A 26,976-nucleotide genomic window follows, 5' to 3' on the forward strand; every position below is an offset into this window, starting at 1 on the left:
CCCTTGTTTCGCTGTCATGCTGCCCTGATGATGCCCGCCCCCTTAAATATCTGCGGTGCATCCTGCACGATAATAAAGACCGGCGGAATTATCCGCCGATCGACAGGCTTTGCAAACGATCCGAACCGGCTGGCTGGATAAACCAAAGATCGCCCATCTGGCTCAGGCTTAAATTCTGCTGTGCCAATGCGGTCCGGAACTGGTCGATCGAACCAACATAATCCACCGCGATCTGCACTTCGCGGCGCGACATCGCGACAACCCGGCTGGCACGCACCACCGGGGATCCGACAATGCGGTCCTCGATCCGGGCCCAGTCATCAAGACCGGTGATCGGGATGAACACCATCAATTGTCCGCCGGTGCCGTAATTGATCAGGTTGGCACGTTTCCATCCTGCCGAAAGTTGGTCCTGCACGCCCTTGGCGGCACGCATCAGCGTCTCGTTCAGGCTTTCGCCCGATTGGGTTGTTTCGGTCACGCCAAATACCTGCGGTGCGCCGCCCGTATCGTAACGCGTCGCTGTCACATCAACGGTTTCCGATCCGGTTGCACCGCTAACCGTGGCACTGGCGACAACGGCGACATCCGCACCATAGCGGCGCGCAAGTTCGTTAAGGCGTTCCACGGCACCATTTTCCGCCTGCTCGGCCGAAACAGTCCCGATATCCTGCAAATCGCCGATCGGCGCCTTGACCGGCACCAGACCACCCGATGCGAAATTGCGGCTCCAGATATCGCGCCACGGGTTCGGATCATCCCACAGGCTGGTGTAACCGCCCGAATGATAGACCGGCACAATGATCACCGGTTTGGATTGCAGTTCGGCAAAGGGAATATCGCGGAAACGCAGATAATTGCGCAGTTCGGTTTCCTTGAACCGCACCGTCATGTCCGCGATATAACGCACCGAGGATGTTTTCTCGTTCGACACCCCGAAATCGCGCACCATGTTATTGATGTCGGCCTGGCTGGGTGTGCCAATTCCCGCGCGGTCTTCGGGCAATGTCAGGCGTGCGACGACCTCGTCAAAGGCCTTGCGCTGCCCGATGGCAAGCGCCTGATCGCGGGCGGCCGCCGCGGTTTCCGCGCTTTCGTCGACATGCACGCCTGATACCGAAAAGATATCCTGTGCAAAAACCGGAAAAGATAGCGACGCCGAAAGCCCGACAATCCCCGCCAACAGCCTGATATTCCTGAGTGTGGTACGCACGTTTGCCTCTTTGCCCATTTTTTCGATGGTTTGATGCTCTTTGTGGCACGAGTGAAGCATTCTGGAAAGAAAACTCTCCCATGCGCACCTGAGCATTGCATATTGCCCGCGTTTGAGTATTTTCGGCCCAGCGGAAATTATCAAGCCCGCGTTTTTTATCAGTATGACGCTTTTTCTGTGGTTATCGATCTGATTAAAGGCGTCACTATGGCGGTATTTCCCGGGTATCTGGTTCATCCGGCCCCGGAACATCGCGCGAATGACAATTTGAAGTCAGGGCGTACTGATGAAAAACGCGGGGTTTCCCGCTTTGTTTTATCCATGCGCTTAAGCCGAGGATCACCCAATGACCGCCTCCAACGGCCTTACCTATAAGGACTCCGGTGTCGATATCGATGCTGGCAATGCCCTTGTCGATGCAATCAAACCGCTGGCCAAAGCAACCAGCAGAACCGGCGTTACCGGTGGTTTGGGGGGATTCGGCGCTTTGTTCGACCTGAAAGCTGCCGGTTATAATGATCCGGTTCTGGTTTCCTGCACCGACGGTGTTGGCACCAAGCTTAAAGTCGCCTTTCTGGCCGACAAACACGATACCGTCGGCATCGACCTTGTCGCCATGAGCGTCAATGACCTTGTGGTTCAGGGTGCAGAACCGCTTCTATTCCTTGATTACTTTGCCACCGGCAAACTTGCCGTTGAAAAGGCAACCGATGTTGTCGCCGGCATTGCCGAGGGCTGCAAACAGGCAGGATGCGCATTGATCGGCGGGGAAACCGCCGAAATGCCGGGCATGTATGCGGATGGTGAATATGATCTGGCCGGTTTTGCGGTCGGGGCGGCGGAACGTGGCGAGTTGCTTGACGGTTCCAACGTTGCCGAGGGCGACGTGATCCTTGGTCTGGCGTCAAGCGGTGTTCATTCCAACGGTTATTCGCTGGTGCGCAAGGTTGTTGAACTTGCCGGACTTGATTACGCCGACGATGCACCGTTTGCACCGGGCAAAAATGTTGGCGAGGCGCTTCTTGAACCGACCAAAATCTATGTCAAAAGCTGCCTTGCGGCGCATAAGGCCGGTCTGGTCAAGGCGCTGGCGCATATTACCGGTGGCGGTCTGACCGAAAACGTCCCGCGCGTTCTGCCGGAAAACCTGACGGCGGTGTTTGACGCCAGCACGTGGGAGTTCCTTCCGATTTTCAAATGGCTGTCCAAACAGGGCGGCATTCCGTCGGTTGAAATGGCGCGTACCTTTAACTGCGGCATTGGCATGTGCGTTGTGGTTCCGGCCGATAAAGCCAATGAGGCCGAAGCATTGCTGCGTGAAAACGGCGAAACCGTCAGCCAGATCGGTGTGATCGGCCCGCGTGCCGGTGATGGCCCGCAGGTCATCATCAAGAACATGGCCGCTGCATGGGAAAAGTAACGCCGCTGAAGCTTGCCGTTCTGGTTTCGGGCGGCGGGTCGAACCTTCAGGCGATCATTGATGCCTGCAAGGCTTCTGACTATCCGGCCGAAATCGTTCTGGTGTTTTCCAACCAGCCTGATGCCGGTGGGCTTGAACGTGCGCGTCGTGCCGGTATCCGGGCCGAAGCCATTTCGCACAAGGGCTTTGAAGGTGGTCGCGAGGCCTATGACAGCACGGTCAGCGGCCTGATTGAAGAATCCGGTGCCGATCTGGTGGTATTGGCAGGTTACCTGCGTCTGGTCAGCGAAAGCTTTGTGACCCGCTGGCAGGGCCGCCTGATCAATATTCACCCGTCGCTTCTGCCGAGCTTCAAGGGCCTGCATGTCCATCAGGCTGCACTTGATGCCGGGGTCAAATATTCCGGCTGCACGGTGCATTATGTGGTGCCCGAGGTTGATTCCGGCCCGATCATTGCCCAGGCCGTGGTGCCGGTCCTGCCCGGTGATGATGCGGGTGCGCTGGCGCAGCGTATCCTTAAACAGGAACATCGTATCTATCCGCAGGTGATCCGCTGGATCGCTGAGGGCCGGGTTTCAACGAATGATGCCGGGATCGTTACGGTCGCGGATGCGCATACCCCCGATTTTGCGCAGATAAATCCGGTGCTTGAACCGAACTGACTGCGCCCGTGGCGGGCGATCCGCAAATGGTTTTAAGGGGTGAACGAAAGTTCGCCCCTTTTCTTTGGAAAATTCATCCGCACGCCATATTGCCTCCGCAATCTGCTGAGCAAATGCGCAACCAGAATTCCATCAAAACCAGTACAAAACGGATCTGATATGCGTATTGCCGACCTTGCCCCTGCGATTGCCCCAGGATTGATGGCCATCGTCATCAGCGTCACCGCACCGGCAACATTACAGGCAAACGAAGCCCCGCCTGCACCGGCAAACTGGCGCGAAACGAAATGCGCGATGTATACCGATATCCGCGCCGAGGTTCTGAAATCGATCCCGCGCGAGGATATCGGGGCCGACTTTATCAAAGCCGAAGAAGACTATATCTCGGGCGGATGCCGGGGCCGCGCCTATGCCTGTCCGAAAACCGAAACGCAGCTTCAATATGCCAACGCGGTTTCGCTGCGCGTCATGAGCGGCGGCCTTTCGGGAACGTTCCTTCCCTATGGCTGTCAGGACGGGACAAAAACATCCCCTGCGCAATAGGCCGATAATTAGCCAAATGGATGATATTGCCGGTTAATCTGCGTCTTGCGCTGCAACAACTTCACGTCTATACACTGGAGTAATTCCAAACGCAGGAGGCTAATTTGCAGGGTAACGACTACGAACTGACCAAGACCCACGTCGATATCTATAACGGCTATACCGTCTTTATGAAATGGGGCACCCTTTCAGTGATCGGTCTGCTGATCGTGATGGCGATTTTCCTGCTCTGATCGGCCTGATCGCGGATACAAAAATGCAAAGCTGCCGAAACCGGCAGCTTTTTTCTTGGCCGCAAACAAACCTTATGCGTTATTTTCACCATCCAAATTCACCCCTGAAATGTGTTACGATATTTTCGGTGTTTCCCGCAAAGGGTTACGCCACAGCTGTAACAAGTCAGGGAGGAAACGATGCAAGGAAGCGACTATGATGCCAAACTGGTCCAAGTCCACGAAAATGGCTGGCACGGTTTTATCAAATTCATCATCTGGAACATTATTTCGATTGTCGTCCTTCTGATCCTGTTGGCGGCATTTCTTATTTAGACATCGGGCATCGGGGAAGTATGCGGCAGCCGCATTCACGCTCGCGACGTCCATTCCTCTCCGATGCCTCCGGCCTTCCGATGCCGCGGGTTTCACGATCCTTTAAGCCCGCGCGCCAAATAACGATCTATTGAAAACGATCATCACGGCCCCATCTGCATTCCCACCAGCTTGGAACAGTTCAAGACCATTCGAAACCTTTGGTGGAGATTGCCTGATGATCAACAAGCTCAAAATTCGCACGCGCCTGCTTTTTGCCTTTGGCATGATGGCTCTTGTGACGGCGACCACCGGGGCTGCGGGTATTTTCTTTGCCAACGATATCGGATCCGAAAGCGAACATGTGGCGGTCAATCTCGCACCGCTGGGCGATGCGGCAATGGAAATCAAGCTGTCTGCGACAACCGCCCACCTGATTTTCGAGGAAATCATGGCCGGTGACAGCGGCGAAGACATCAACGAAGTCTGGGCACTGCTTGAAGAAAGCCAATGGTACGCCAATGCCATTCTGAATGGCGGTACCAATGAGGAAGGTACATTCGTCGCGGCTCAGAACCCCGAAGTTCGTGCAAAAATGCAAAGCGTTCAGGACGCGATCGGGCAGTTCATCCAAAGTGCCGAACAACGTTATGCGATGCTTGTCGGCAAGGAAGGCGTTGGCACCGGGGCAGATCAGGATTTCGATGCCCTTTACGAAAATCTGCAAACCAAACTGTCATCTCTTTTGCCTGCCATCCGGCAAAGTGGGAACGCAGGGGCAATTTCCGCGATCGAGGCCGTCGGCAACGCAAAATTCCGGCTGGCCAATGGCCATCTGTTTCTTGAAGAGCTCCTGACCGGCGATGATGAAGTTAATTTTGAAGATGTCGATGCCGATTTCAAATCTGCCGCCGATGATCTTGCCAAAATCGACATCGCGTCGCTCACAAGCCAGATCACCCCGCTGATTGCCGATATCGAGAAACTGGCCACCACCGCGCGGTCCCGCGTTGACAGTACCGTCGGCAACCTTGCGGCGGGCAGTCAGGCCGATCAGGATTTCGACGCCAGTTTCACCGCCTTCATCACCCTTGCCGACGAGGCCGAAAGCATCATCCATGACGACATGGATACCGGTGTGACGACAATGCGAAACGAGGTGTCCTCTTCACGTATCACGATGATTACCATCACCTGCATCGGTTTTGCGCTGGCAATTTTATTTACCTTCTGGGCCCGCAAAAGTGTTTCCGACAAAGTCACCTTCCTTGCCGGTCAGATGGAAGAACTGGCCCGTAACAGGCTCGACATCACCATTCCCTATAGCGATAGCAGCGATGAAATCGGGGATATGGCGCGCTCGGTCACAGTCTTTCAGACCAATATGATCGCAGGCGAAAAGCTGACCCTGGAAAAAGAACGCGAACAGTCGGAACGCAATCGCCTCAATGAGCAACGCGAAGCCGCCATCAAGGAATTCAACAACGAAATCGCCCGGCTGATTTCCGTTTTATCATCGTCGGTTTCCCGGATCGGTGACACGTCAAACGCCATCACCCTTTCGTCGAACCAAAACGCCGGCAAGGCAGACGATGTTGCCCATGCCTCGTCAAACGCCAACCGGGATGTGCAAACTGTTGCCTCTGCCGCCGAAGAACTCAGCGCGTCCATTCAGGAAATTCTCGGACAGGCCAGTTCTTCCTCGGAAATATCCCGTCAGGCCGTGACACAGGCGCAGCATACCAATGAACTGGTCGAAGGACTGGCATCCTCGGCCACCCAGATCGGTGAAGTTCTGGGACTGATTTCCGACATTGCCGATCAGACCAACCTTCTTGCCCTGAATGCCACCATCGAAGCCGCCCGCGCAGGCGAAGCGGGTAAAGGCTTTGCCGTTGTCGCATCCGAGGTCAAGAATCTTGCCAACCAGACAGCACGTGCCACCGATGAAATCAGTTCGCAGATCGGCGGCATTCAGCAGGCAACCCGAAACGCCGTTGAGGCCATTCAAGAAATTTCGCGGATCATCGGCTCCATGAGCGAAGTTTCCTCGGCCATTGCATCGGCAATGGAGGAACAGGGTGCCGCAACACAGGAAATCGCATCAAGCGTCGTCAGCGCATCGCGCGGCACCACCGAGGCATCGGAAAGATCCTTTGAAATCAAAACCATTGCCAATGACAGCCAGCATCATGCAAACGAACTGGCCGAGGCCGCCCGCGAAATGGCAAATTCGTCGCAATCCCTGCGAAGCTCGGTCGATCATTTCCTTGCAAAAGTCCGCAACTAGTTGATGCGGACTGACTTTGAGACATAAAAAAACGCCCCGCATCTGCGGGGCGTTCCATATCCGGCGAACCGGAAACCGTATTTCGTATCGCTTAGCCGATAATATCGGAAGCGACTGCCTTAACCGACGATGTCGGTCTGGGCGAAGAAATAGGAAATCTCGATTGCAGCATTTTCGAGCGAGTCCGAACCATGGACCGAGTTCGCTTCGATGGATTCTGCAAACTGTTTGCGAATGGTGCCTTCCTCGGCATTGGCCGGGTTGGTCGCACCCATTACTTCGCGGTATTTGGCAACGGCGTTTTCGCCTTCCAGAGCCTGGACGACGACCGGGCCGGAAACCATGAAGTCTACCAGTTCACCAAAGAACGAACGTTCTTTGTGAACAGCGTAGAAGCCTTCAGCCTGTGCACGGGTCAGAGCGACACGCTTCTGCGCGACGATGCGAAGGCCTGCGTCTTCGATGACGGCATTGATTTTGCCAGTCAGGTTGCGGCGCGTTGCGTCCGGCTTGATGATCGAAAGAGTGCGTTCGATAGCCATTGGTTTCACCTAGCTACTTGTAAAAATTCGTTACCCCCAAGAAGGGACTGCGGAAGATAAAAAAGCCGACGACAAGGCTTCCTTATCATCCGCAGACCCTAAGGTTGGCGCTATATAAACGCCCTTGGTTCGCAACGCAACACATAGTTCGGTCCGCGCAATTCAGACCTGCACCCCTTGCATCAACGGTTGAACACACCCCGAAAGCCGCCAAATCCCGTGAAACTGCGCCCCTTGCCGCCACACGATGCTTCCATATCGGCCCGTTCATCCTGTGATCGACCACTCATGACAGTTTCAAGAATCCTTGCGTCACGGCCGTCCCTGCCCTATTGAAAGCACAGATTTTCAAACGATTCCCGAACGCGGACCCGAAATGCTGCAAATTACCGATCTGACCTACCGCATTGGCGGCCGTATGATCCTTGATCACGTGACCCTGACCGTGCCCGACGGGCACAAACTGGGCCTGATCGGACGCAACGGGGCCGGCAAATCCACGCTTCTGAAACTTATTTCGGGCGAAATCGCATCCGACGGCGGCGATGTATCGATTTCAAACCGCACCCGCATGGGTGTTGTATCGCAGGAAGCCCCCGCCGGGTCACGATCCCTGCTTGATACGGTTCTGGCCGCCGATACGGAACGCGCTGCCCTTCTTCACGAAGCCGAAACCGTCACCGACCCGAACCGAATTGGCGATATCTATACCCGCCTTGCCGATATCGATGCCCACACCGCCGAGGCCCGCGCGGCATCCATTCTGTCGGGTCTTGGTTTTGATGCCGAAGCCCAGCAACGCCCGTGTGACGATTTTTCCGGCGGCTGGCGCATGCGTGTGGCCCTGGCGGCGACCCTGTTCCTGCGCCCTGATCTGCTGCTGCTCGATGAGCCGACCAACCACCTTGATCTTGAAGCCACCATCTGGCTTGAAAACTATCTGATCAACTATCCCGGCACGATCATCCTGATCAGTCACGACCGCGATCTTCTGAACCGCGTTGTCAAACATATTGCCCATCTGACCGATGGCAAGGTCACGATGTATGGCGGCAATTACGACAAATTTGCCAAAACGCGCCGCGAACAGCTTGAACTGGCGTCAAAGCATTACGAAAAACAGATCGCCCAGCAAAAGCATCTGCAATCCTTCATCGACCGCTTCCGCGCCAAGGCCAGCAAGGCCAAGCAGGCGCAAAGCCGTATCAAGATGCTGGAAAAAATGGGTCCAGCCATTCCGGTGGTCGAAGATCGCGGCATTTCGTTCGACTTCCCGAGCCCCAAGGAACTGCCCCCGCCCCTGATCAATATTCATGGCGGCGATGTCGGCTATGCCGAAGGCAAACCGGTCTTGCGCAATATCAGCCTGCGCATCGATATGGATGACCGCATCGCGCTTCTGGGGGCGAACGGTAACGGTAAATCGACACTGGCAAAACTTCTTGCCAATCGGCTTGAACTGATGGCCGGGGAAAAGGTTGCCTCGGGCAAGCTGCGCATTGGTTATTTTGCACAGCATCAGACCGACGAGCTTCGCGGTGATGAAACCCCGTATCAGCATATGGCAGCCCTGATGCCTGATGTGATCGAACACAAGGTCCGTGCCCAGCTTGGCCGCTTTGCGTTTGAGGGCCAGAAAGGCGACACCAAGGTCAAGGACCTTTCAGGTGGGGAAAAGGCGCGTCTGCTGTTTGCGCTGATGACGCTTGATGCGCCGCATATGCTTATCCTTGACGAACCGACCAACCACCTTGATATCGACAGCCGCGATGCGCTGAACCATGCGCTTAACGCCTATGAAGGTGCGGTGATCATCATCAGCCACGATCCCTATCTGATCGAAGCGTGTGCAGATCGGCTGATTCTGGTGGCCGATGGTACGGTCGCGGCTTTTGACGGTGACGTTGCCGAATATCGCCAGTATCTGCTGAACCGGGCGCGTGATGAACGCCGCGCGGACAAGGCAGAGGCCAACGAAAACGGCGAACCGGCACGACCAGAGGACAAAGGCAACCGCAAGGCGCTCCGTCAACAGGCTGCCGAAAAACGCAAGGCCGCCGCCCCCATCAAGCGCGAGATTGAAAATCTTGAAAAGCAGATGGAAAAGCTGAGCGCGCGCCGCGACAAAATCAAGGAAGAAATGGCCGATCCGGCGCTTTACGAGCCCGATAACGCCACCAAACTGACCACCTTGCAAAAAGACCTCGGCAAGATCGAAAACGAACTGGCCGAGATCGAAACACGCTGGATGGAAAAGCAGGAAGAATACGAACAGAAGGTGGCATAACCCGCCGCCTTCTGGCTTCTCCCTGTTCTAACGTCACTCCCGATCTGACTGGCAACCCTGCCCCGCTGCCATCAAGTCGCCGAATTCTCCCCGCAGCTTTTCCCAAGGGCAAAGCAAACAATGCGGGAGACGGACCATGGCTGATATCATCTATGGGACCGACGGGGCAGATGTGCTTGTCGGAACAGAGCAGGACGATCATATTTTTGGGCGCGCGGGCAGTGATTATATCCGCGGGCTTGGCGGAAATGACCGCTTCTATGAAGTCGGACCGGGGGACGATACGCTTGATGGCGGTGCCGGACATGATCATTTCCACGCCAGTATCGGTAACGATACGCTGATCGGCGGTTCCGGCAATGACCAGCTTGATGGCGGTCCGGGTGCCGATATCATCGATGGCGGCCCGGGCCGGGATGAAATTCAATTTTCCTATTCAAATGACGCGATCAAGGAAGGTGTCATTGTCAATCTCGCGACCGGTATCGGCTTGGGTGGTGATGCCGAAGGCGACCGCTACAGCAATATCGAAGATATCCGCGCATCACGCTATGGCGACATCCTGATCGGGGATGACGGTAAAAACGCCTTTTACCAAACCTACAACGGTGCTGGCGAAGGCGACATCATGATGGGCGGTGGCGGTGACGATACTTTCTATGCCACCCACAGCTCCGCCTTTTCCGAGGATATCGCAAGCTACTTTATCGGCGGCGAAGGCAGTGACACCATCAGCTATATCGCCGGTTGGGGCAACGATGCGCCTTATGGGGAATATGGTCCGCAACCGGTAATCAATCTTGAAACCGGATCGGGGCGCACCGGCGATCATTTCGTCAGTATCGAAAATGTCGATGGCAGCAATCAAAGCGACCTGATCATCGGTGATGAAAACGACAACCGCCTGATCGGCAACAAGGGCGGCGATACCATCTATGGCCGCGATGGCGACGACTTCATTGTCGGCGAAAACATCCATGGCGAAGCCGGAAATGATACGCTCATCGGCGAATGGTATGACGTCTCGCTTTATGGTGGTGACGGCCATGACACGCTTGATGCCGGCCCCATAGCCCATGAAGCCTTCTCCGACAACATCCTTTCGGGTGGTGGCGGCAATGACTGGCTTCAGGGCAATATCGGCGACGATACTTTCGTCTTCGACGCCGAAGCCTCCAGCCGGGATCGTGTGGTTGATTTCGAAAGCGGCAATGATGGCGATACCCTGCTTCTCACCGCGGATCTTCAGGCAAGGTCCGGCATCACCGATTTCAACAGTCTGCTTGATCATGCGACTGAAACCGATGGCGGCGATCTTTACATCGATTTCAGCAATGGCGATCCCTGGACCTTTGGCGTGATTGTCGAGGACATTAGCAAGGATGACCTGAAACCCGAAAATGTCGAGTTTGGCTAGGCTTTGCCCCGAAACACCAAAGGCCGCCCGTTTTATCGCAAGGCGGCCTTTTTATTCGGCATTTCCCGTTTCTGGTCTTGTCCGTCAGGTTGCAGTTGATTGATATATCCTAGGCGCGAAATAGCTGTATCGCTTTCCACCTGTTCGGAATACCGATCAACAAGGTGATCGCGAATGTCGCGGATTAACCAAACCCTTCTGGCGATTTGGTTAAATCCTTGTGCCTATGCGTCAAAACCATGTCCCCATGCCAATAACCAGCTACCGAAACCTTCCCGTAAGGATGACACAGCAAGCTATCGTCAAACCATAAGAACTTGCAAAAAACACATCCTTAATGTAGAAAAAACAACAATCACATCAATCATTGATTTAGTCCGGGCGCAAAAGTGCGGGCGATTAATTGTACCAATTTATCGTTCTGCCATTAATGCGAAAGAGTCTCCGGATTGACAAAATTGAAACCGGTTCCCGTATCAAACTTTGATACCAATGATATCGATCCGCGTCACCGCTTTGACGCATGGCAGGAAAATATCGGTATCTTTTTTGATGTAACGATGTCCGATCATGAATGTCATCTCACGAATTTTTTTGCACAGATCGATGTTTACGACCTTCAGGAAACGGTTTTTGGTGTCACCAGATCACAAGCCCAGCAATTTTTACGGCATCCCCGCCGCGTGATAGATGATGATATGGACCACATTCTGGTTCAGCTTTTCCTGCAGGGCGGCGGCCTTACCAAAGAGAATGAGCGCATTGTCGCGGGCGACATGCTTATCATCGATCTTTCTTACCCCCATGACATGATCACGGGTGATTTTGAAAACCTTACGCTTGTTCTGCCAAGGGAATTGCGACCAGATATATCGGATACGCTCGCGCCACTGCATGGACTGAAGCTTTCCAAGGACAACCCGATAGTTCGCTTCATGACCACCGGTTTTCTGAACCTTTGGAAAAACATTCCTGATATGACAGCTCAACAAGCTGTTAGTGCCGTGCAAGGAACTCTCGGCCTAATGCAAGGATGCTTGCTGTGCGAAGGCCTGCTTCCCGAGGAAATAGACACGCCAACATCAGTTGCCCTTGCAAAGGTCATCTACCGCTATATTGATGCCAACCTTGCCGAAAACATCACACCAGCAAGCCTTGCCCTGACCTTTCGAATGTCAAGAACACATATCTATCGCATTTTTGCCCCGCATGGCGGGGTCGCAAATTATCTTTGGGATCGCCGTTTGCAGCGGAGCTTTCAATTGCTGTCGCAACAGCGTTACAGCCACAAGAATATCGGCAGCATTGCCTTTGAATGCGGTTTTAACAGTGAGTCCCATTTTAGCCGCGCATTCCGCGCCAAGTTCCATTCGACACCAAGTCAGACCCGTGCCGATGCCGTGAACGCCCGATTGCATCATCACGGCAAAGCCACAACGTCAACCGGCTACGCCGCGGGGCTGCCAAACTGGGTGCGGCGGTTGTAACGCTCTAAAACCGGTATTCCAGCCCCAGATAGCCTGAAGCAGTGCGTTCATCGCCAGTTGCAAGCCCCAGTTCCATGTCTGCGACAACCGTCATCAGCCGGTCCACGTCATAGCGCATATTGCCCCCGACATATCCCCCATACGAGGACGTATCACCGGTTCCCTGATAGCGTAAAACCGGACCGTTGCCGAGCCCGACATCAACGCTGTCACGTCCGAAATAGCTGTATTTCATCCCGCCGCGCAGTTCCATCTCGCCCCGGCCATCTACAAGCGCCTGACGGGCCGCCAGTTGCAAACGGCCATTGATCACATCCACACCATGCCCCTTAACCCGAAGGTTCGATGATGTCGTGCCGGTTTCGGTGTATTCAGCGTAATAGCCATAGGTGTAATTAACCTCGGCCGATGGCCGCAATTCAATCCCGTCGCCGATATCAATCGACCGGATCACCACCAGTGACGGGCTGATATAGACGCTGTTGTAATCTGATTGCGCGGTTTCTTCGCCAACCAGGTTATCGACCACAAGACGTTTATCCTGATGGCGTTGATAGCCGACGACCAACGCCCCGTCGATGGCCCAGTCACCGACAACATATTCACCATATCCGCCAACAAAAAACCCGTTACTGTCACTTTCGACCGATGCCTCGTCGGTTTTCATCCCTGCAAGGGACGCCCCGCCAAACACACCGATACTGTGGTCATCAATCGGCTTTTCATATCCGCCGATTACGCCACCAACTCGGCTGCGATAGCCCAAATTCGCCCCGTCATCGCCGCGTTTTCTGTATCCACCAAAAACATGTCCCCAGACAAAAGGCATCTGCGGCGCATATAACATACCCGGTTCAAGTTCGCTGGCCGCGACCACAACCGATTGCGGTTTGTTTGATCGTGCCAGTTGCTGGCTGACCGCCTGATGAATGCCGGCTGCCGTCGTTCCCAGCGCCGCCCGATTGGCAGCAAGCCCTGTCGGATCTGCGATCACCACCGTCGATCCACTTTGCCGGACAAGCCCCTCACCGCCAGCCGATGTATTCACCGTACCGGCATTGCTGATGCTCAGGGTCGATGACCGCGCCCCGGACGATGTATCGATATTGACCGCATTGGTGCCAGCACCAAGATTAATCGTCCCGATGATTGTTGCGCCCGGCTTGATGTTCAGGGTCTGGTCGCTCGCCCCTACAATCGCCTCGGTCGCCGACCCGGTCGCGATCACCTTCCCGCTGACATTGATCGTCCCGTTGGCCCCAGTGGATCTGATCCCGGCCCGTCCGACACCCGATACGGTGACGGTCCCGGCATCACTGACCGTAAGGGTGTTGCCGCTGCCGGTAGATCGTATTCCGTCGGCATTTGTGCTGGTAATCGCACCGCTATTGACAAGCGTCGAATTATTCCCGTCGCCCCGAATGCCCACGCCATTGCTGCCGCTTGTGGTAATCGTACCGCTATTGACAAATGTTATGCCATTCCCGTCAGCGTACATGCCGGTGGCATTTGATCCGCTTGTCGTGATTGTACCGCTATTGGAAAGTGTCGAACCGCTATTGGTGCTTCCGATGCCATAGGAATCTGTTCCGCTTGTCGTAATCGTACCGCTATTCACGAGTGTCGAATTGGCGTTGGCGCTGTTTAGACCGTACGAATCATTTCCGCTTGTCGTAAGCGTGCCGCTATTGAAAAGTGTCGAATTGGCTCCGGTGCCATTTATGGCATGGGCATTCGCACCGCTTGTCGTAAGCGTGCCATTATTGATAAATTTAGAACCCGCCCCGAAACTAGCCATTCCGTAACCGTTCGCGGCGTCTGTCCGAATTGTACCATTATTAACAAACTGCGCATTTGTAGCCCCCCCGCCAGAGCCAAATATGCCCACGCGCCCGCCACCCACCGTCGTGATCGTGCCGTTATTGGTCACACGCACCCCGTCTGCGTTAAGAGTGATGGCGTCACCTGTCGTAACATTGAGAACCCCGCCCTGTTCAATCACCCCGGTTTCCCCGGCGCTCAGGGTTTTAGCAACCGTATCGGTGACACCGCCAGAAACGGTAAAATCTGCGGCCTGCGCCGCATGACCCGATAATGCTGCACCAACAAACGCCAAGGGAACTACCCGTCGACGTAACAATCTGAATCCCTTAGCCATTTATCCCCCTCGGACGACCCCCAATGATGCCGGAGAGAATAACACGCCTAAGATCTTTGTTTTGACTGAGCGTCCCAAATTGTTGGCACCAGCATCCCAGATGACATGCTCGCCCGTTCAGTTGCCGCCTGACACCCTTCGAACCTTCCTGACATGAGCCTGTCAGGAGCGTCCTGCTAGTTTATCCCTGCCGATCAAATGGTTCGGCGGATAAACTACGAGCGCCCCATGACATATGCTGAAAATCTCTGGCTGTTCTTTGTTCTGCTGTCGGGCATCATCATTGTGCCCGGCATGGATATGTTTTTCGTTATTGCCAATTCCCTGACCGGGGGAAAACGTGCCGGGTTGTCGGCCACCGCCGGGATCATGCTGGGCGGGGTGTATCACACACTGCTGGGTGCCATCGGCATCAGCGCCCTTCTGGCCATTGCGCCCTGGCTTTTGAATGTCATGCTGTTTGCCGGGGCGGCCTATATGGTCTGGATCGGTATTACGCTTTTGCGCAGTGCCATCACGGTTGATCGCATCCGGGCGGCCAAGACCGCTTCGCTTTGGATCGCATTTCGTCAGGGCATGATCACCTGTATGCTCAATCCCAAGGCCTATCTGTTCATTTTCGCGGTCTATCCGCAATTCATTCGCCCGCATTACGGGCCGCTTTGGTCGCAGGCGCTTGTCATGGGCATCATGACGGCCGCTGTACAGCTTGCGGTTTATGGTGCGCTGGCCTTTGCCGCCGGGACCAGCCGCAACCTGATTACCGGCAATCCGGTGGCAACGATTTTCATCGGGCGGGCAGCGGGTTTGCTGTTTATCGGTGTTGCCCTTCTGACCGCGTGGCAGGGCATGGCAACAACGGGCCGCAACTTTTGATTGACAGGGTGGTGTGCCTGATCAATACTTAACCTCATGGTTAAGTATCAAGAAGCCGAACTGAACGACATCTTTGCCGCCCTTGCCGATCCAACCCGCCGTGCGCTTCTGGCGCGGCTGGAGACGGAAGAAAACCTGTCGATCAGTGAACTGGCGCGGCCGTTCCACGTTTCGTTGCCTGCGGTGATGAAACATCTGGATGTTCTGTCCGATGCCGGACTGATTGCGCGGCAAAAGACCGGACGCACGGTCAATGTGCGCCTGAATGCCGAACCGATGGAGCACGCCATGGAATGGCTGGCCCGCTATCAGCGCTTCTGGTCGCACAAACTTGATCAGCTTGCCGCGTTCCTTGAACAAGAAGACGACGACGCCACCAAAATCGAAAAGAAGCAGGATAGGGACTGATGCCCGATACAACACCAGACAAGCCGAGCCTGATGATCCGGCGCCGGATTGCCGCCCCACCGGCAAAGGTTTACGCCGCATGGACCGAACCCGAAAAACTCGCCAGATGGTGGGGCCCCGCGGGTTGCGAAATGATCGATGCCAGCATCGACGCCCGGACCGGTGGCACCTTTCGCATCCGGTTCAAGGAACCGGGTCCTGATGGTGAAATCCACGATGTCAGCGGCACCTATGACGCGGTCGAACCCGATGCAAAGCTGTCCTTTAGTTGGCAATGGATCACCATGCCCGAACGCAAATCGCACGTGACCCTGACCTTTATGGCCGAGGATCACGGGGCGGCCACCATTCTGATCCTCCATCACACGCAGTTCTTTGACGAACGCGCGCGTGATGGCCATCAGGAAGGATGGAGCAGCGCGCTTGACAAGCTGGAAGTCTGTTGCACTTCGGAATGATTTTGCCCCGATTTCCGTCTTGACCTCAACCACGGTTAAGGTCGCAACATCGCCCCGAATGAATACCGCAGAATAAACGCCGCGATGCCCCGATTTGTTGCGGCCTGCGCCACCACAAGAAATACAGGAAACACGAGACATGAGCGCCCCGACACGTCCCGATGCCCCCCTTGCGTCACCCGCCACGTCACCGGCCATCGATAACAAGGCCACCCGCCGCGAATGGATTGGGCTCCTGGTTCTGGCCCTGCCCTGCCTTCTGATCGCGATGGATATGACGGTTCTGCATCTTGCCGTCCCCCATCTGACTGCAAGCCTCAATCCGACGAGCGACCAGCTGCTCTGGATTGTCGATATCTATGGCTTTTTCATTGCCGGATCGCTGATCACCATGGGTACGCTTGGCGACCGGATTGGCCGGCGCAAACTGCTGATGATCGGCGGTGGCTGCTTTGGCGCGGCCTCCGTGCTGGCAGCCTTTTCCGATACGCCGGAAATGCTGATTTTTGCCCGTGGCGTGCTGGGTATTGCCGGGGCAACATTGATGCCCTCTACCCTGTCGCTGATCCGGTCCATGTTCCACAATGACAAGGAACGTTCCTTTGCCATTGCCGCATGGATGACGACCTTTATGGTCGGCACCGCCGCCGGGCCGCTTCTGGGCGGGCTTGTTCTCAGTTATTTCTGGTGGGGGGCCGTCTTTTTGCTCAATGTGCCGGTGATGGTGCTTTTGCTGATTGTTGCCCCGATCCTTCTGCCCGAACACAAGGCCAAAAGCTTTGGCCGGCTTGACCTGTTCAGTGCGGCCTTGTCGCTCGGCTCGGTTCTGGCGATCATTTACGGGGTCAAGGTCATTGCTGCCTATGGCTTTGGCAGTGATGCGCTTGCCGCCCTTGTCTTCGGCCTGCTTGGCGCATGGGTTTTCATCCGCCGTCAGCGCAAGCTTGCCGATCCGCTGCTTGATCTTGATCTGCTTAAACAGAAAACCATCTCTTTGCCGATTGTGATCCAGACCGCCGTGATCTTTGCCGGGATGGCCTATTTCCTGTTCCTGTCGCAGGCATTGCAACTGGTCATCGGACTTACCCCCATTCAGGCAGGACTTTCGATGCTGCCGGCAACGGTGGCCGGTATTGTCGGCTCTATGGGGGCACCTGTTCTGATGGGGCGCTTCAAACCGGGGCAGGTCATGACCGGTGCGCTGATCCTGACCGCAATTGGCTTTGGCATGCTCTCCTGGCCGGGCAGTGTCGTCAGCCTTTATGTTCTTGTCGCGGGTGCGACGATCTTCTCGCTTGGCATTACGCCGGTTGCGATGATCTGTACGGATATGGTTGTCGCATCCGCCCCTTCGGATCGGGCCGGATCAGCGGCCGCGATGTCCGAAACCAGCGCCGAGCTTGGTGGTGCGCTTGGCATTGCCATTCTGGGCAGTGTTGGCACCGCGATCTATCGCGATGTGATGGTCAAGGCCGTGCCGTCGGGCATCGGGGATGAGGCCGCGGATGCCATCCGCAGCACATTGGGCGGAGCCGTCAATGCACTTTCCGATCTTCCGGCGTCAATATCATCTGACATTCTGCCACTTGCACGCGCGGCCTTTACGGATGGCTTACAGGTTATTTCGATTATTTGCACAATTTTGATGGTTTTGTCGGCCATTGGCACCCTGATCGCGTTGCGCGATGCCCGTTGTGACACAAATAACGATGATGGGGCGGAAGGCGCAAAAAGCGATGCTGCGCTTGACCCGGCCCTGAAACAGGCAGCCTGTGCCGCCGGAACTGTGGAGTAGTCACAATGCGAAGTCCGGAACTCCCCCCAAGACTTGAAAGCAAGCGTTTCATCCTGCGCGATTTCACGCCCTCGGATCGGGCGGCCTTTGTCGCCTATCAGATGGATGCCCGTTATCGCGCCCTATACGGCACCCCCGATAATGACCGCACCCGTGCGAGCAGCAATGCGCTGTTTGACCGGTTCCTGGCATGGCAGGAAGAACAGCCACGGCGCAATTTCCAGGTCGGGATTTTTGATAAATCGTCGGGCGATCTTCTGGGATGTGTCGGCCTGCGTGGCAAGGACCTGCCGATGGATAGCGCGATTTTCGGGATCGAGCTGTCACCGAGCCATTGGGGGCGTTACCGCGCCGCCATCGAGGCCAGCACAATGATGATCGCCTTTGGTTTCCGCGAGCTTGATCTTGCGTCGATCATGGGCGTTACGGCCAGCGACAATAAACGCATTGCCCGTCTGGCTGACTGGTTCGGGGCCGAAGTCGTGGCGGAACGCCATGGGTCGGAAAATTCCCCCGAATTTACCACCGAATGGACCACCGAATGCGGCACCGCAAAGGTCGACTGGTCGCTTAAACGCACGATTTGGGACCATGGCAGACCCGATGCGTCACGCCGTACCGATGCTGGTACCGACAATTTTGTCTACGCCAACTGCAATCTTAAAACCGGCACTGCTGCTGAGATGCAAAAACACGCCTGCAAGGGAATGTAAGCCGGGACCGGTCAGAAATCCGACCGGTCCCGACACACGCTTGAATTGCCATCCACTGAATTGCCCATAGACCTTCCCCGGCATGATTGTCTTTGCATTGCCTTTTGATCAGCGCCGCCACCCGATCAACAAGGAGGATATGATGAAACGCCCCGAAATCGTCTCTCGCGCGGAATGGCTTGATGCCCGCAAGGCGCATCTTGAACGGGAAAAGGCACATATGCGCGCCTATGACCGCCTGTGCGAGGAACGCCGGACCCTGCCTTGGGTGCGGGTCGACAAGGAGTATGTCTTTGACACGCCGGACGGTGAAAAATCGCTCGCCGATCTGTTTGATGGCCGCAATCAGTTAATCGTCTATCACTTCATGTTTGGACCGGGCTGGAAAGAGGGTTGTGTCGGTTGTTCGTTCCTTGCCGATCATTTTGACGGTGCCAACCTGCATCTCAAGCACCATGACGTGACGCTGGTTGCTGCTTCCCGCGCGCCGCTTGCGGAATTTCAGGATTTCAAAAAGCGCATGGGCTGGGATTTCCCATGGGTTTCCTCGGCCGGTTCGGACTTCAACTATGATTTCGAAGCGTCCTTCCGCCCCGATGACGTCAAGGCCGGCAAGGCGACCTATAATTACGCACCCTATACCGGCAAGATGGAAGACCTTCACGGCGAAAGCGTCTTTGTCCGCGATCCCGAAACCGGCGAGATTTTCCACACCTATTCCAGTTACGCCCGCGCCGGTGATGCCCTGATCGGGGCGCACGCCTTCCTCGACATGACACCCTTTGGCCGTAACGAGGACGGGGTGATGGACTGGGTCAAGCTGCATGATCTGTACGAGGATTACAAACCGGTGCATTCCTGCTGTCACTAGCAGGGATTAGCCGTAAAGCAATCGGTATATGTCCGCACAAAAAAGCCCGCGCTCTGATCCAGGCGCGGGCTTTACTTGTTTTGAATAATCGCTGCGATTATTCAGAAATTTTGAAAACCGGCAGGACCGAGCCTTCATATTTGGTTTCGATGAATTCGCGGATCGAATCATCGTGATAGGCTTCAACCAGCGTTTTGACCCACGGCGCGTCTTTGTCCTGGGTGCGGGTGACGATCACGTTGGCATACGGGCTGTCATTGCCTTCGATCGCAATTGAATCCTTGATCGGGTTCAGGCCGGCTTCAAGCGCGTAGTTGGTGTTGATCGCCGAAGCATCCAGATCGGCAAGCGAACGCGGCAGCTGGGCCGCATCAAGTTCAACGAATTTGATGTTTTTCGGGTTTTCGATGACGTCAAGCGGGCTGACCGACAGACCGGCAGCCGGGTCAACCTTGATCAGGCCTTCGGACTGCAGCACCAGAAGCGCACGACCACCATTGGTCGGGTCGTTTGGAATGCCGACTTCGGCACCGTCTTTAAGCTCGCTCAGATCCTTGATCTTGTCGGAATAGATGCCCATCGGGGTCAGGATGTTATAGCCAACCACCGAAAGGTCATAACCGCGATCCTTGATCTGGTTATCAAGGTAAGGCTTGTGCTGGAAGCTGTTGGCCTGCAGGTCGCCATCATCAAGCGCCTGGTTCGGAATGACATAATCCGAGAAGCTGATGATTTCGATATCAAGGCCCTTTTCGGCCGCGACCTTGACGACCTGTTCCATGACTTCTTCGTGCGCACCCGGGGTGACGCCGATTTTGATTTTCTCGTTCGCCAATGCCTGCCCGGTCAGGGCGGTGGCCAGAACGGCAGCAGCCGTCAGTTTAAGCAGAAACCGCATGGTAAAACTCCTTGTTTACTGTGGTGTTTTGCGGGAATTCAAAGAAGATGAAGAAACGAAAACAGTGATCAGATGTTGCGTTTATCAGCCTTGCGCGCCAGCCAGTCGCCCAGGCTTTGCACCATCTGCACCACCACAATCAGGGTGATGACAACCGCCGCCATAACATCGGGGCGGAAACGCTGATATCCATAACGAATGCCAAGATCGCCAAGCCCGCCGGCCCCGACCGCACCGACCATCGCCGAATAACCGATCAGGGTGACCGCGGTTAAGGTCAGGCCATGAATGATTCCGGGAAGGGCTTCGGGCAGCAGCACCTTGGTCACCACCTGGAACGGGCGTGCGCCCATGGCCTGGGCAGCTTCGACAAGGCCGCCATCAACTTCGCGGATGGCACCTTCGATGATGCGTGCGATGAACGGAATGGCCGCCACCGTGAGGGGCACAATCGCGGCCGCCGTACCGATGGATGTCCCCGCTACCAGACGGGTAAACGGAATAATCGCCACGGCCAGAATGATGAAGGGGACGGACCGGGTCGCATTGACGATCGGACCGATGATTTTCTGGAACAGCGGGGCTTCGAACAGTTCGCCGCGCCCGGATGTCGCCAGGATCACCCCGATTGGCAAACCGAATGTCGTGCCAAGTACAAGGGCCGAAATCACCATCGAAAAGGTTTCAAGCGTTGCCTGAAGCAGGATCGGTGCAAGTGTTGCAAACATGATTAAGCCTCCTCCTGCCCGGCGGTCGCAGCGGTATTGTTCCGCGCCGGATAATCCAGAAATTCATCAGCCAGAAGCGATTGGGTCGTGGCGTGGGCCGGATTGGCGAAAATCGCATCAACCTTGCCTTCCTCGACAATCACGCCGCCATCCATCACCGCCACCCGGTCACACAACTGTTTGACCACCGCCATTTCATGGGTGATCACCACCATGGTCAGGCCAAGGCGTTTGTTGATGTCACGCAGCAGGCTGAGAATCTGGCGGGTGGTTTCCGGATCAAGGGCGGATGTGACCTCGTCACACAGAACGACCTTGGGATTGCTTGAAAGCGCACGCGCAATGCCGACACGCTGTTTCTGGCCACCGGAAAGTTCGGCGGGATAGCGGTCACGTTTGTCTTCAAGCCCGACCAGCGGCAACAACGGATCAACAGCCGCGGCAATATCGGCCTTGCTGGCCCCGGCCAGCTCAAGCGGCAGGGCGATATTGTCGTAAACCGTGCGCGATGACAGCAGATTGAAATGCTGGAACACCATGCCAAGCTGACGGCGAAACAGCGGCAGATCGCGTTTTGCCAGTTGCGTCACATCGGTGCCATCAACAATGACACTGCCCGCTGTCGGGACTTCAAGCAGGTTGATGCAGCGAATAAGTGTGGATTTGCCCGCACCAGACCTGCCAATAACCCCAACGATTTCACCGGCTGCGATATCAAGATTGATGCCGTGCAGCGCCTTGTGCGCCGGGCTTCCGCGCCGTGCGGGGTAAGTCTTCTGGACGTTCGAGAGCCTGATCATGGATCCCAACCTTTTCCGAACATAAAAAAACCGCCGCGGCTATTCCCGAGGCGGTCGTACATGTCGGAGCGTGCACGCCCTCTCGCTTTAGCCGCATTTTTATCGCGCCCGCAAGCTGAGGAGCAAATCGGCGCGTTCGATATGACATGTATAGCGAACCGAACGCCGTTCATCAATCCCGATGCGCATGCAATTTACGCATGGCTTGCATGAGATCGAAATAATCAACAGGGAGTATTTGTATTAACTTCGCCTGTCACAGGCCCCGCACGCCCGCGTCATAGGACGTCTTCACCAAAGCGGGACTGGACAAATGGCCTATGCCGACAGGATCAGCGACCTTGCCCGAACACTGGCGCAATACCCGACCAGTGTCACCATCACCGGCAGCAAGATCGACATTCGCACCGCCAAGCAGCTTGAAAGCCTGAATGCGCAGATCAGCAATGACCAGAGCCTTGCCCGCGATGGCGATACCCTGATTGCAGCAGGCAGCGGCAAGGATGCCAAGGCGTTGTCGCAACGCATTACCGATGCCGCCCCGCAGGTCGGTAATCTTCTGGCGGCGTTTGGGGCGCAGGATACCGAACGGCTCAAGACGCTGAGCATCATGAGCAAGCAGAAATTCGATGCGAGTGCCGCCAGCCGCCTTCAGGCTGAGAAACGCTTTGCCGATGAGGTTGCGAAACTGATGGCACAGGAAGCACAGGCGGTTGCGGCACTGCCAACATCGCCCTGCGGCCCGAAACCGCAACCCACACCAACGCCGACACCATCGCCATCGCCCGGCCCCAGCCCGTCACCGGTGCCGTCGCTTGATGATGTGATCGCGTCGCTTCCCGGTTATTTGCAGATCACCATTCCCGATGCGGTTGCCGGATATGACGCCGACAGTCTGGCGGTCGCCATCAAGGCCGCCGGGGATGCCGCGATCAGGCTTGGCGTCAAAACGCCCGACGGGATTACCGATTACGCCACCGTACAATTCACCGGCGGCCCTGACATCAGCAACCAGCCGTGGGCGAGTGCAATCCTGAAGGATGCCGGGCTTGGCACCATCGATGACCGGATTGCCATTCTGAACAACGCGCTTCAGGCACGGCTTCTGATGGCCGATGCGATGAACGCCAGCCCATCACCCGCCCCTACCAGCCGCTGAGGACGTCATGGCAAATTACACCGTCCAGCTTACTGCCCCCGCCGGAGTTTATCCGTTCAACTCGGTGCGCATCTCGCTCACCAGCGATGCCCATCAGCAACAGACACAGGACTTGGTTCTGACACCAAATGTCGTGGGTTCGCATGTTTTTGATATCCCGGATGGTACATGGCGGCTGAAGGTTAGCGGTGCCGGGTTCGTCCCGGTGGACGAGCAGAACATTGTGGTGAATGGTGATGCCACCAATGCCAAAAATCTTGATGTTGTCTGGTATACGCTTCACACGGACCGCAATCGTGACGGCAATCTGGATGATGCCGGTATCCTTAATCAGGTGACACCACCCGCCATCACATATGGCGTAGGGGGTGTTGGTGCGATCATTCCGGTCAACTGCAACCGCGATGGTAATAACACCGCTGTCGGCTATGCCGACAATCAGGATCAGCGGGTAAACGGGAACAATGATCTGGTGACCGGCACCTCCCGCCTTGAAATCCGGCGAAATGCGCTTGGCCCGAATGCAGGTGCCCCTGTTGTACCCGGCGGTTGGGGCTTGGAACTGCGTGTTATCGGGGCTGGGGGTGAAAACCCGGCCCGGCAACATTTGCGGATATTCAATGGTATTCTGAATAACAGCACCGAAATCATTGGTCCCGAAACGACGGACATCGCAGCAATTACAACCGGCAATGTCGGCACTTCCAAGCTCTTTGCCCTTGAAGCCGTCCGGTTTGCCGGCACCGGGTTTACCTCTGGTCAAGTCCGCATCGTTTTGCATGTGATCCAGCCCGAGGTCACAGGTGCAGGCAATCCAAGCTATCTTTATGCAGACCGGGTTGTCGCAGCACGGTGGGTCGGCAATCACCATTTGCAAACAGTTGCCCGCATGTATGTCGCCAACGCAAACAATGCACAGTTTCGTGTTGATCTTGGTGCGGCAGCCGGTGCGGACAATCCGGTTATCCCGGTCACGGTAGGCGATCCCGCCGCAGCAACCCCAACAGGTGTTCCCTATCTGAACGGCAATGCATGGGCAAACTATCGCGGGGGCACCGTTCCCGCCGGGGATGACCGCTGGATGCGCGACACCATTGTATCGGGTCACTGTTCATGGCCCGGTAATGGAACAGGTGTTGAAAACAAGGATGTTTTCATGAAGGCCCACCGCTGGCGGCCCCTGCAAAACTGGGTGTATGAGACATTGCTGAATGCAAATGTCGGCATTTCCTATCCGGCAGCAGGAAGCGCAGATGCCATTGCCTCGGCCAATTCAGGCGGAAATATTGCCGTAACCCCACCGGTTCAGAAAACGGCGAATGGCATCGTCACACCGTATCGATACGGCCGGATTTATTACGGCCATAACCGGTATCACAGGGTCGATGCCAGCACCCGCGACTTCATGGCCGCCCAGAACATGCAAACACCGATCATTCTTGATACGGACTGGCTACTGGTTGGTCATGTCGATGAAATGATGACCTTTGTACCTGACAACAATCCGGTCAGTGCCTTCAAAAAATGGAAGCTTCTGGTGGCAAGCCCGGCAGAGGCATACCGCCTGATGACCGTAGCCCAGGGTGCACATGGTGCCGCAAATGTTCTTAATCGTGCGGCATGGGATGGTGTTCATAATCGTTTTGATTATACCAGCCTGCAAATCAACGGGACCAATGTTGGCGCGACCATCAATGCCTTTCTGGGCAACGGCCCGGCACCCTTGACCAATCCACGCGATCACAGCAATTACACATACAAGCAACTGCGCGACTGGAACATTGGCGGGGTTGAAACAGTTATCGCCAGAAATGTCACACTCCTGAAAAATGCATTCGATCTGGTCGATACCGATATCATCAAGGTTCCGGTCATCTTCTTCCCGGAAGGCTATAATCCCGGTGATTTCACCTTTGCAGACAAGGTTTCTGGTTGGACGATCGGGCGCGATAACGGCTTTAACGTCTATCCGGGCAAACAGGGCGGTTTTCAGTGCGGTGCCTTGACCGGTGATATGCCCAATATGTTTGTCGGCAATCGTCGCCTGATGATCCCCAAACCTTTCGGACCCTGGATTGAGGATCTGACAGATCACGTCAATCATGGATACGATCTTTTTGAACGTGATTTGAGTCAGAAAATCGCCGCGATTGGCGGCGGGCCGACATGCGATTTCATTGATGACTGGACCAATTACCATGTTCAACTGGGCGAAATTCACTGTGGCACCAACGAATTGCGCACGCCCTATGACGGTCAGACGGCGTTTGGCAATGTGCGCTATGCCAACTGGTGGACAGCGGTTGATGCGTGATATCGTGACATATGAAACGGGAGCTTTCCGATGACTGCACAAAGCGACTATCAACAAGCCCTGAAAGATATCGCCGTCCTTGCAACACAGGAAGCAACCCGCGTGACCGGCCGCCCGGCACCGCAAGCGATCGACCAGATTTTCCGGCAATATAGCGGCACCATCGCTGCCCCGATGATCGATGATCTGAAAGCCGGTTCGTGGAAAAAATGGGAAAGCTGGCAGTTAGGCGGGGCGATTGCCTATCTGTCGAGTTACGGCACATCGGCCGCCGTCGCCCCGTTGCGCGATATTGAACAGAATTACCCGGTGACGGATATTCAGGTTCAGGCAAAGGCATTGGCCGACCTGCTGGCGACACTTGACGTTGCCGTGTCCGAGGCCAAGCAAATCCCGCAGGTTCAGGACGCGATCAAAAGCGGCAATGCCGATCAGATGGCGCGTGCGATGTTACTGGGACTGGCTCAAATCGATCCGGACTGGCCGGTTCGCGCATCGGAAATCCAGACAAAACTGTTTGACCTGTCGGCGGACAGTTTCCCGGCAATCAATGAAATGGCAGGCGGGAAACTGAGCCAGAATGACGTCACCAAGGCGCTGGTGGAAATCCTGTTTGAGGATGTCATGAGCACTGGAGGCAGCGGCGGTACTGACGGCAGCGGCAAAACCGGCACGCCTTGAACCCACATCCGATCAGACCGGTTGCCGGGTAAACAACAGTTTGACGAAACTGCGCAGCAGCATGATCTGATTGGCAAGCATATGCGGACGACCGAGCGCCTTTGACATCACGATGCCACCTTCCACCACGGTTGAAACCATGTCGGCAAGTTCATCAAGATCGACCGGCTCGTTGGGCGGATAAACATCAACAATCCGATCCAGAATGGCGCGGAACCGCGTGCGCCAGCCCAGCACCGCCTGCCGGTTCAAAAGCCGGACTTCATTGTCAAACAGCCGTTCCTGATAACAGTAAACCGCAATCAGGCATCCCGGGTGCCCCTGCGGCAGATCTTCGACCAGTTCGGCAAGGATTTTAAGTCCGATAAGGAATTGCTGCAGCGGATCATCAACCAGTTCCTGCCCGCGCAAAAACACCTGATCAAGGATCTTTTCATCCTGCTCGATATGGCGCAGCAACAGGGCGCGCGCCAGTTCGTTCTTATCCTTGAAGTGATAGAAAAACCCACTTTTGGTGATGCCGGCCTCGCAGATGAGCTCTTCGATCGAGGTTGCGCCAAATCCCTTGTTCAGCACCGAGTTTTCGGCAATTTCGAGGATACGGTCGCGGGTACGTTCCCCCTTGCCCTTGATCTGTTCTGATGCCGCATCGGCGGCCTGATCAATCGTCTGGTTCATCACTTTACCCTACCGGCGGTACAGTTTTCCGTCGCACAGCATAACCCCGAA

At 55.7% G+C, this 26,976-nt stretch carries 25 protein-coding genes and 1 pseudogene; 19 read left to right on the top strand and 7 right to left on the bottom strand.

Translation table 11 applies throughout. The features are described 5' to 3' along the window. Positions 1-88: 88 nt before the first annotated feature. Entirely contained in the window at positions 89-1,213 is a 1,125-nt protein-coding gene (locus TH5_RS15510) for a DUF2066 domain-containing protein (RefSeq protein WP_244204942.1), read from the bottom strand. A 346-nt stretch (positions 1,214-1,559) separates the two neighbouring features. On the opposite strand from TH5_RS15510, the gene purM reads away from it, so the two are divergent. From purM to TH5_RS15540, 6 genes are all read left to right on the top strand, one after another. Next, a complete protein-coding gene (purM, locus tag TH5_RS15515) occupies positions 1,560-2,633 on the top strand; it encodes a phosphoribosylformylglycinamidine cyclo-ligase (protein WP_062952401.1) in 1,074 nt (357 codons plus the stop codon). After that, on the top strand, positions 2,621-3,295 hold the full coding sequence (purN, locus tag TH5_RS15520) for a phosphoribosylglycinamide formyltransferase (RefSeq protein WP_114122588.1): 675 nt from the start codon (positions 2,621-2,623) through the stop codon (positions 3,293-3,295). Before purM ends, purN begins: the two co-directional genes overlap by 13 nt. A gap of 159 nt (positions 3,296-3,454) precedes the next feature. Further along, on the top strand, positions 3,455-3,838 hold the full coding sequence (locus TH5_RS15525; RefSeq protein WP_114122589.1) for a hypothetical protein: 384 nt from the start codon (positions 3,455-3,457) through the stop codon (positions 3,836-3,838). Positions 3,839-3,942: 104 nt separating this feature from the next. Then, a complete protein-coding gene (locus TH5_RS15530; protein ID WP_208638462.1) occupies positions 3,943-4,071 on the top strand; it encodes an aa3-type cytochrome c oxidase subunit IV in 129 nt (42 codons plus the stop codon). A 180-nt stretch (positions 4,072-4,251) separates the two neighbouring features. Further along, positions 4,252-4,386 (top strand): aa3-type cytochrome c oxidase subunit IV, encoded by a 135-nt coding sequence (locus TH5_RS15535; protein WP_114122590.1) that lies wholly within the window; start codon positions 4,252-4,254, stop codon positions 4,384-4,386. 217 nt (positions 4,387-4,603) lie between these two features. After that, complete coding sequence (locus TH5_RS15540; RefSeq protein ID WP_114122591.1) at positions 4,604-6,655, top strand: methyl-accepting chemotaxis protein; 2,052 nt, start codon at positions 4,604-4,606, stop codon at positions 6,653-6,655. 119 nt (positions 6,656-6,774) lie between these two features. Here the strand turns inward: TH5_RS15540 and ndk are convergent, their stop codons facing one another. Next, a complete protein-coding gene (ndk, locus tag TH5_RS15545) occupies positions 6,775-7,197 on the bottom strand; it encodes a nucleoside-diphosphate kinase (protein WP_007091418.1) in 423 nt (140 codons plus the stop codon). A 376-nt stretch (positions 7,198-7,573) separates the two neighbouring features. Between ndk and TH5_RS15550 the strand changes: the two genes are divergently transcribed. From TH5_RS15550 to TH5_RS15560, 4 genes are all read left to right on the top strand, one after another. Then, positions 7,574-9,484 carry an ABC-F family ATP-binding cassette domain-containing protein gene (locus TH5_RS15550; RefSeq protein ID WP_114122592.1) on the top strand — a complete coding sequence of 637 codons (1,911 nt, stop codon included), beginning with the start codon at positions 7,574-7,576 and terminating at the stop codon, positions 9,482-9,484. A gap of 136 nt (positions 9,485-9,620) precedes the next feature. Beyond that, complete coding sequence (locus TH5_RS15555; protein WP_114122593.1) at positions 9,621-10,901, top strand: calcium-binding protein; 1,281 nt, start codon at positions 9,621-9,623, stop codon at positions 10,899-10,901. Positions 10,902-11,075: 174 nt separating this feature from the next. Further along, complete coding sequence (locus TH5_RS25345; protein ID WP_147250115.1) at positions 11,076-11,354, top strand: hypothetical protein; 279 nt, start codon at positions 11,076-11,078, stop codon at positions 11,352-11,354. Beyond that, positions 11,351-12,388 carry a helix-turn-helix domain-containing protein gene (locus TH5_RS15560; RefSeq protein ID WP_114122594.1) on the top strand — a complete coding sequence of 346 codons (1,038 nt, stop codon included), beginning with the start codon at positions 11,351-11,353 and terminating at the stop codon, positions 12,386-12,388. Before TH5_RS25345 ends, TH5_RS15560 begins: the two co-directional genes overlap by 4 nt. Positions 12,389-12,392: 4 nt before the next feature. Here the strand turns inward: TH5_RS15560 and TH5_RS15565 are convergent, their stop codons facing one another. After that, positions 12,393-14,546: an autotransporter family protein gene (locus TH5_RS15565; RefSeq protein WP_167443572.1), complete on the bottom strand. Its 2,154-nt coding sequence runs from the start codon at positions 14,544-14,546 to the stop codon at positions 12,393-12,395. A gap of 228 nt (positions 14,547-14,774) precedes the next feature. Between TH5_RS15565 and TH5_RS15570 the strand changes: the two genes are divergently transcribed. From TH5_RS15570 to TH5_RS15595, 6 genes are all read left to right on the top strand, one after another. Continuing rightward, a complete protein-coding gene (locus TH5_RS15570; RefSeq protein ID WP_114122596.1) occupies positions 14,775-15,422 on the top strand; it encodes a LysE family translocator in 648 nt (215 codons plus the stop codon). 36 nt (positions 15,423-15,458) lie between these two features. Continuing rightward, positions 15,459-15,830 (top strand): ArsR/SmtB family transcription factor, encoded by a 372-nt coding sequence (locus TH5_RS15575; protein WP_114122597.1) that lies wholly within the window; start codon positions 15,459-15,461, stop codon positions 15,828-15,830. Beyond that, entirely contained in the window at positions 15,830-16,288 is a 459-nt protein-coding gene (locus TH5_RS15580; protein WP_114122598.1) for an SRPBCC family protein, read from the top strand. The genes TH5_RS15575 and TH5_RS15580 overlap by 1 nt, the downstream gene beginning before the upstream one ends. 139 nt (positions 16,289-16,427) lie before the next feature. Then, positions 16,428-18,083 (top strand): MFS transporter, encoded by a 1,656-nt coding sequence (locus TH5_RS15585; protein ID WP_114122599.1) that lies wholly within the window; start codon positions 16,428-16,430, stop codon positions 18,081-18,083. A gap of 5 nt (positions 18,084-18,088) precedes the next feature. After that, on the top strand, positions 18,089-18,796 hold the full coding sequence (locus tag TH5_RS15590; protein WP_114122600.1) for a GNAT family N-acetyltransferase: 708 nt from the start codon (positions 18,089-18,091) through the stop codon (positions 18,794-18,796). Between the two features lie 142 nt (positions 18,797-18,938). Beyond that, entirely contained in the window at positions 18,939-19,667 is a 729-nt protein-coding gene (locus TH5_RS15595) for a DUF899 domain-containing protein (protein ID WP_114122632.1), read from the top strand. A 97-nt stretch (positions 19,668-19,764) separates the two neighbouring features. Here the strand turns inward: TH5_RS15595 and TH5_RS15600 are convergent, their stop codons facing one another. From TH5_RS15600 to TH5_RS15610, 3 genes and pseudogenes are all read right to left on the bottom strand, one after another. Next, entirely contained in the window at positions 19,765-20,565 is an 801-nt protein-coding gene (locus TH5_RS15600; protein WP_114122601.1) for a MetQ/NlpA family ABC transporter substrate-binding protein, read from the bottom strand. Positions 20,566-20,633: 68 nt separating this feature from the next. After that, on the bottom strand, positions 20,634-21,293 hold the full coding sequence (locus TH5_RS15605) for a methionine ABC transporter permease (RefSeq protein ID WP_062952387.1): 660 nt from the start codon (positions 21,291-21,293) through the stop codon (positions 20,634-20,636). A 71-nt stretch (positions 21,294-21,364) separates the two neighbouring features. Next, a pseudogene (locus TH5_RS15610) lies at positions 21,365-22,093 on the bottom strand (methionine ABC transporter ATP-binding protein); the annotation flags it as partial. Between the two features lie 313 nt (positions 22,094-22,406). Here TH5_RS15610 and TH5_RS15615 point away from each other — a divergent pair. From TH5_RS15615 to TH5_RS15625, 3 genes are read left to right on the top strand one after another with little or no spacing between them, the layout of a single operon-like run. Next, the gene (locus TH5_RS15615; RefSeq protein ID WP_114122603.1) at positions 22,407-23,252 is read left to right on the top strand and encodes a hypothetical protein; all 846 of its coding nucleotides are present in this window, start codon (positions 22,407-22,409) and stop codon (positions 23,250-23,252) included. 7 nt (positions 23,253-23,259) lie between these two features. Beyond that, the gene (locus TH5_RS15620) at positions 23,260-25,566 is read left to right on the top strand and encodes a protein-arginine deiminase family protein (RefSeq protein ID WP_114122604.1); all 2,307 of its coding nucleotides are present in this window, start codon (positions 23,260-23,262) and stop codon (positions 25,564-25,566) included. 30 nt (positions 25,567-25,596) lie between these two features. Then, on the top strand, positions 25,597-26,247 hold the full coding sequence (locus TH5_RS15625; protein ID WP_114122605.1) for a hypothetical protein: 651 nt from the start codon (positions 25,597-25,599) through the stop codon (positions 26,245-26,247). A 12-nt stretch (positions 26,248-26,259) separates the two neighbouring features. On the opposite strand, the gene TH5_RS15630 is transcribed toward TH5_RS15625, so the two are convergent. Beyond that, positions 26,260-26,925, bottom strand: a complete 666-nt coding sequence (locus TH5_RS15630; RefSeq protein WP_114122606.1) for a TetR/AcrR family transcriptional regulator — start codon at positions 26,923-26,925, stop codon at positions 26,260-26,262. Positions 26,926-26,976: the final 51 nt, after the last annotated feature.

This window comes from Thalassospira xianhensis MCCC 1A02616 (genome assembly GCF_003326475.1).
In the GTDB taxonomy this organism is placed as follows: Bacteria; Pseudomonadota; Alphaproteobacteria; order Rhodospirillales; family Thalassospiraceae; genus Thalassospira; species Thalassospira xianhensis.

Excerpts from the sequence above, each read along its gene's own strand:
- TH5_RS15630 (WP_114122606.1), bottom strand. The coding sequence starts at position 26,925 with ATGAACCAGACGATTGATCAGGCCGCCGATGCGGCATCAGAACAGATC.
- TH5_RS15620 (WP_114122604.1), top strand. The coding sequence starts at position 23,260 with ATGGCAAATTACACCGTCCAGCTTACTGCCCCCGCCGGAGTTTATCCG.
- TH5_RS15580 (WP_114122598.1), top strand. The coding sequence starts at position 15,830 with ATGCCCGATACAACACCAGACAAGCCGAGCCTGATGATCCGGCGCCGG.
- TH5_RS25345 (WP_147250115.1), top strand. The coding sequence starts at position 11,076 with ATGTCGCGGATTAACCAAACCCTTCTGGCGATTTGGTTAAATCCTTGT.
- TH5_RS15535 (WP_114122590.1), top strand. The coding sequence starts at position 4,252 with ATGCAAGGAAGCGACTATGATGCCAAACTGGTCCAAGTCCACGAAAAT.
- TH5_RS15590 (WP_114122600.1), top strand. The coding sequence starts at position 18,089 with ATGCGAAGTCCGGAACTCCCCCCAAGACTTGAAAGCAAGCGTTTCATC.
- purN (WP_114122588.1), top strand. The coding sequence starts at position 2,621 with ATGGGAAAAGTAACGCCGCTGAAGCTTGCCGTTCTGGTTTCGGGCGGC.
- TH5_RS15605 (WP_062952387.1), bottom strand. The coding sequence starts at position 21,293 with ATGTTTGCAACACTTGCACCGATCCTGCTTCAGGCAACGCTTGAAACC.
- TH5_RS15525 (WP_114122589.1), top strand. The coding sequence starts at position 3,455 with ATGCGTATTGCCGACCTTGCCCCTGCGATTGCCCCAGGATTGATGGCC.
- TH5_RS15555 (WP_114122593.1), top strand. The coding sequence starts at position 9,621 with ATGGCTGATATCATCTATGGGACCGACGGGGCAGATGTGCTTGTCGGA.
- TH5_RS15625 (WP_114122605.1), top strand. The coding sequence starts at position 25,597 with ATGACTGCACAAAGCGACTATCAACAAGCCCTGAAAGATATCGCCGTC.
- TH5_RS15570 (WP_114122596.1), top strand. The coding sequence starts at position 14,775 with ATGACATATGCTGAAAATCTCTGGCTGTTCTTTGTTCTGCTGTCGGGC.
- ndk (WP_007091418.1), bottom strand. The coding sequence starts at position 7,197 with ATGGCTATCGAACGCACTCTTTCGATCATCAAGCCGGACGCAACGCGC.
- TH5_RS15595 (WP_114122632.1), top strand. The coding sequence starts at position 18,939 with ATGAAACGCCCCGAAATCGTCTCTCGCGCGGAATGGCTTGATGCCCGC.
- TH5_RS15550 (WP_114122592.1), top strand. The coding sequence starts at position 7,574 with ATGCTGCAAATTACCGATCTGACCTACCGCATTGGCGGCCGTATGATC.
- purM (WP_062952401.1), top strand. The coding sequence starts at position 1,560 with ATGACCGCCTCCAACGGCCTTACCTATAAGGACTCCGGTGTCGATATC.
- TH5_RS15565 (WP_167443572.1), bottom strand. The coding sequence starts at position 14,546 with ATGGCTAAGGGATTCAGATTGTTACGTCGACGGGTAGTTCCCTTGGCG.
- TH5_RS15575 (WP_114122597.1), top strand. The coding sequence starts at position 15,459 with ATGGTTAAGTATCAAGAAGCCGAACTGAACGACATCTTTGCCGCCCTT.
- TH5_RS15540 (WP_114122591.1), top strand. The coding sequence starts at position 4,604 with ATGATCAACAAGCTCAAAATTCGCACGCGCCTGCTTTTTGCCTTTGGC.
- TH5_RS15585 (WP_114122599.1), top strand. The coding sequence starts at position 16,428 with ATGAGCGCCCCGACACGTCCCGATGCCCCCCTTGCGTCACCCGCCACG.
- TH5_RS15600 (WP_114122601.1), bottom strand. The coding sequence starts at position 20,565 with ATGCGGTTTCTGCTTAAACTGACGGCTGCTGCCGTTCTGGCCACCGCC.
- TH5_RS15615 (WP_114122603.1), top strand. The coding sequence starts at position 22,407 with ATGGCCTATGCCGACAGGATCAGCGACCTTGCCCGAACACTGGCGCAA.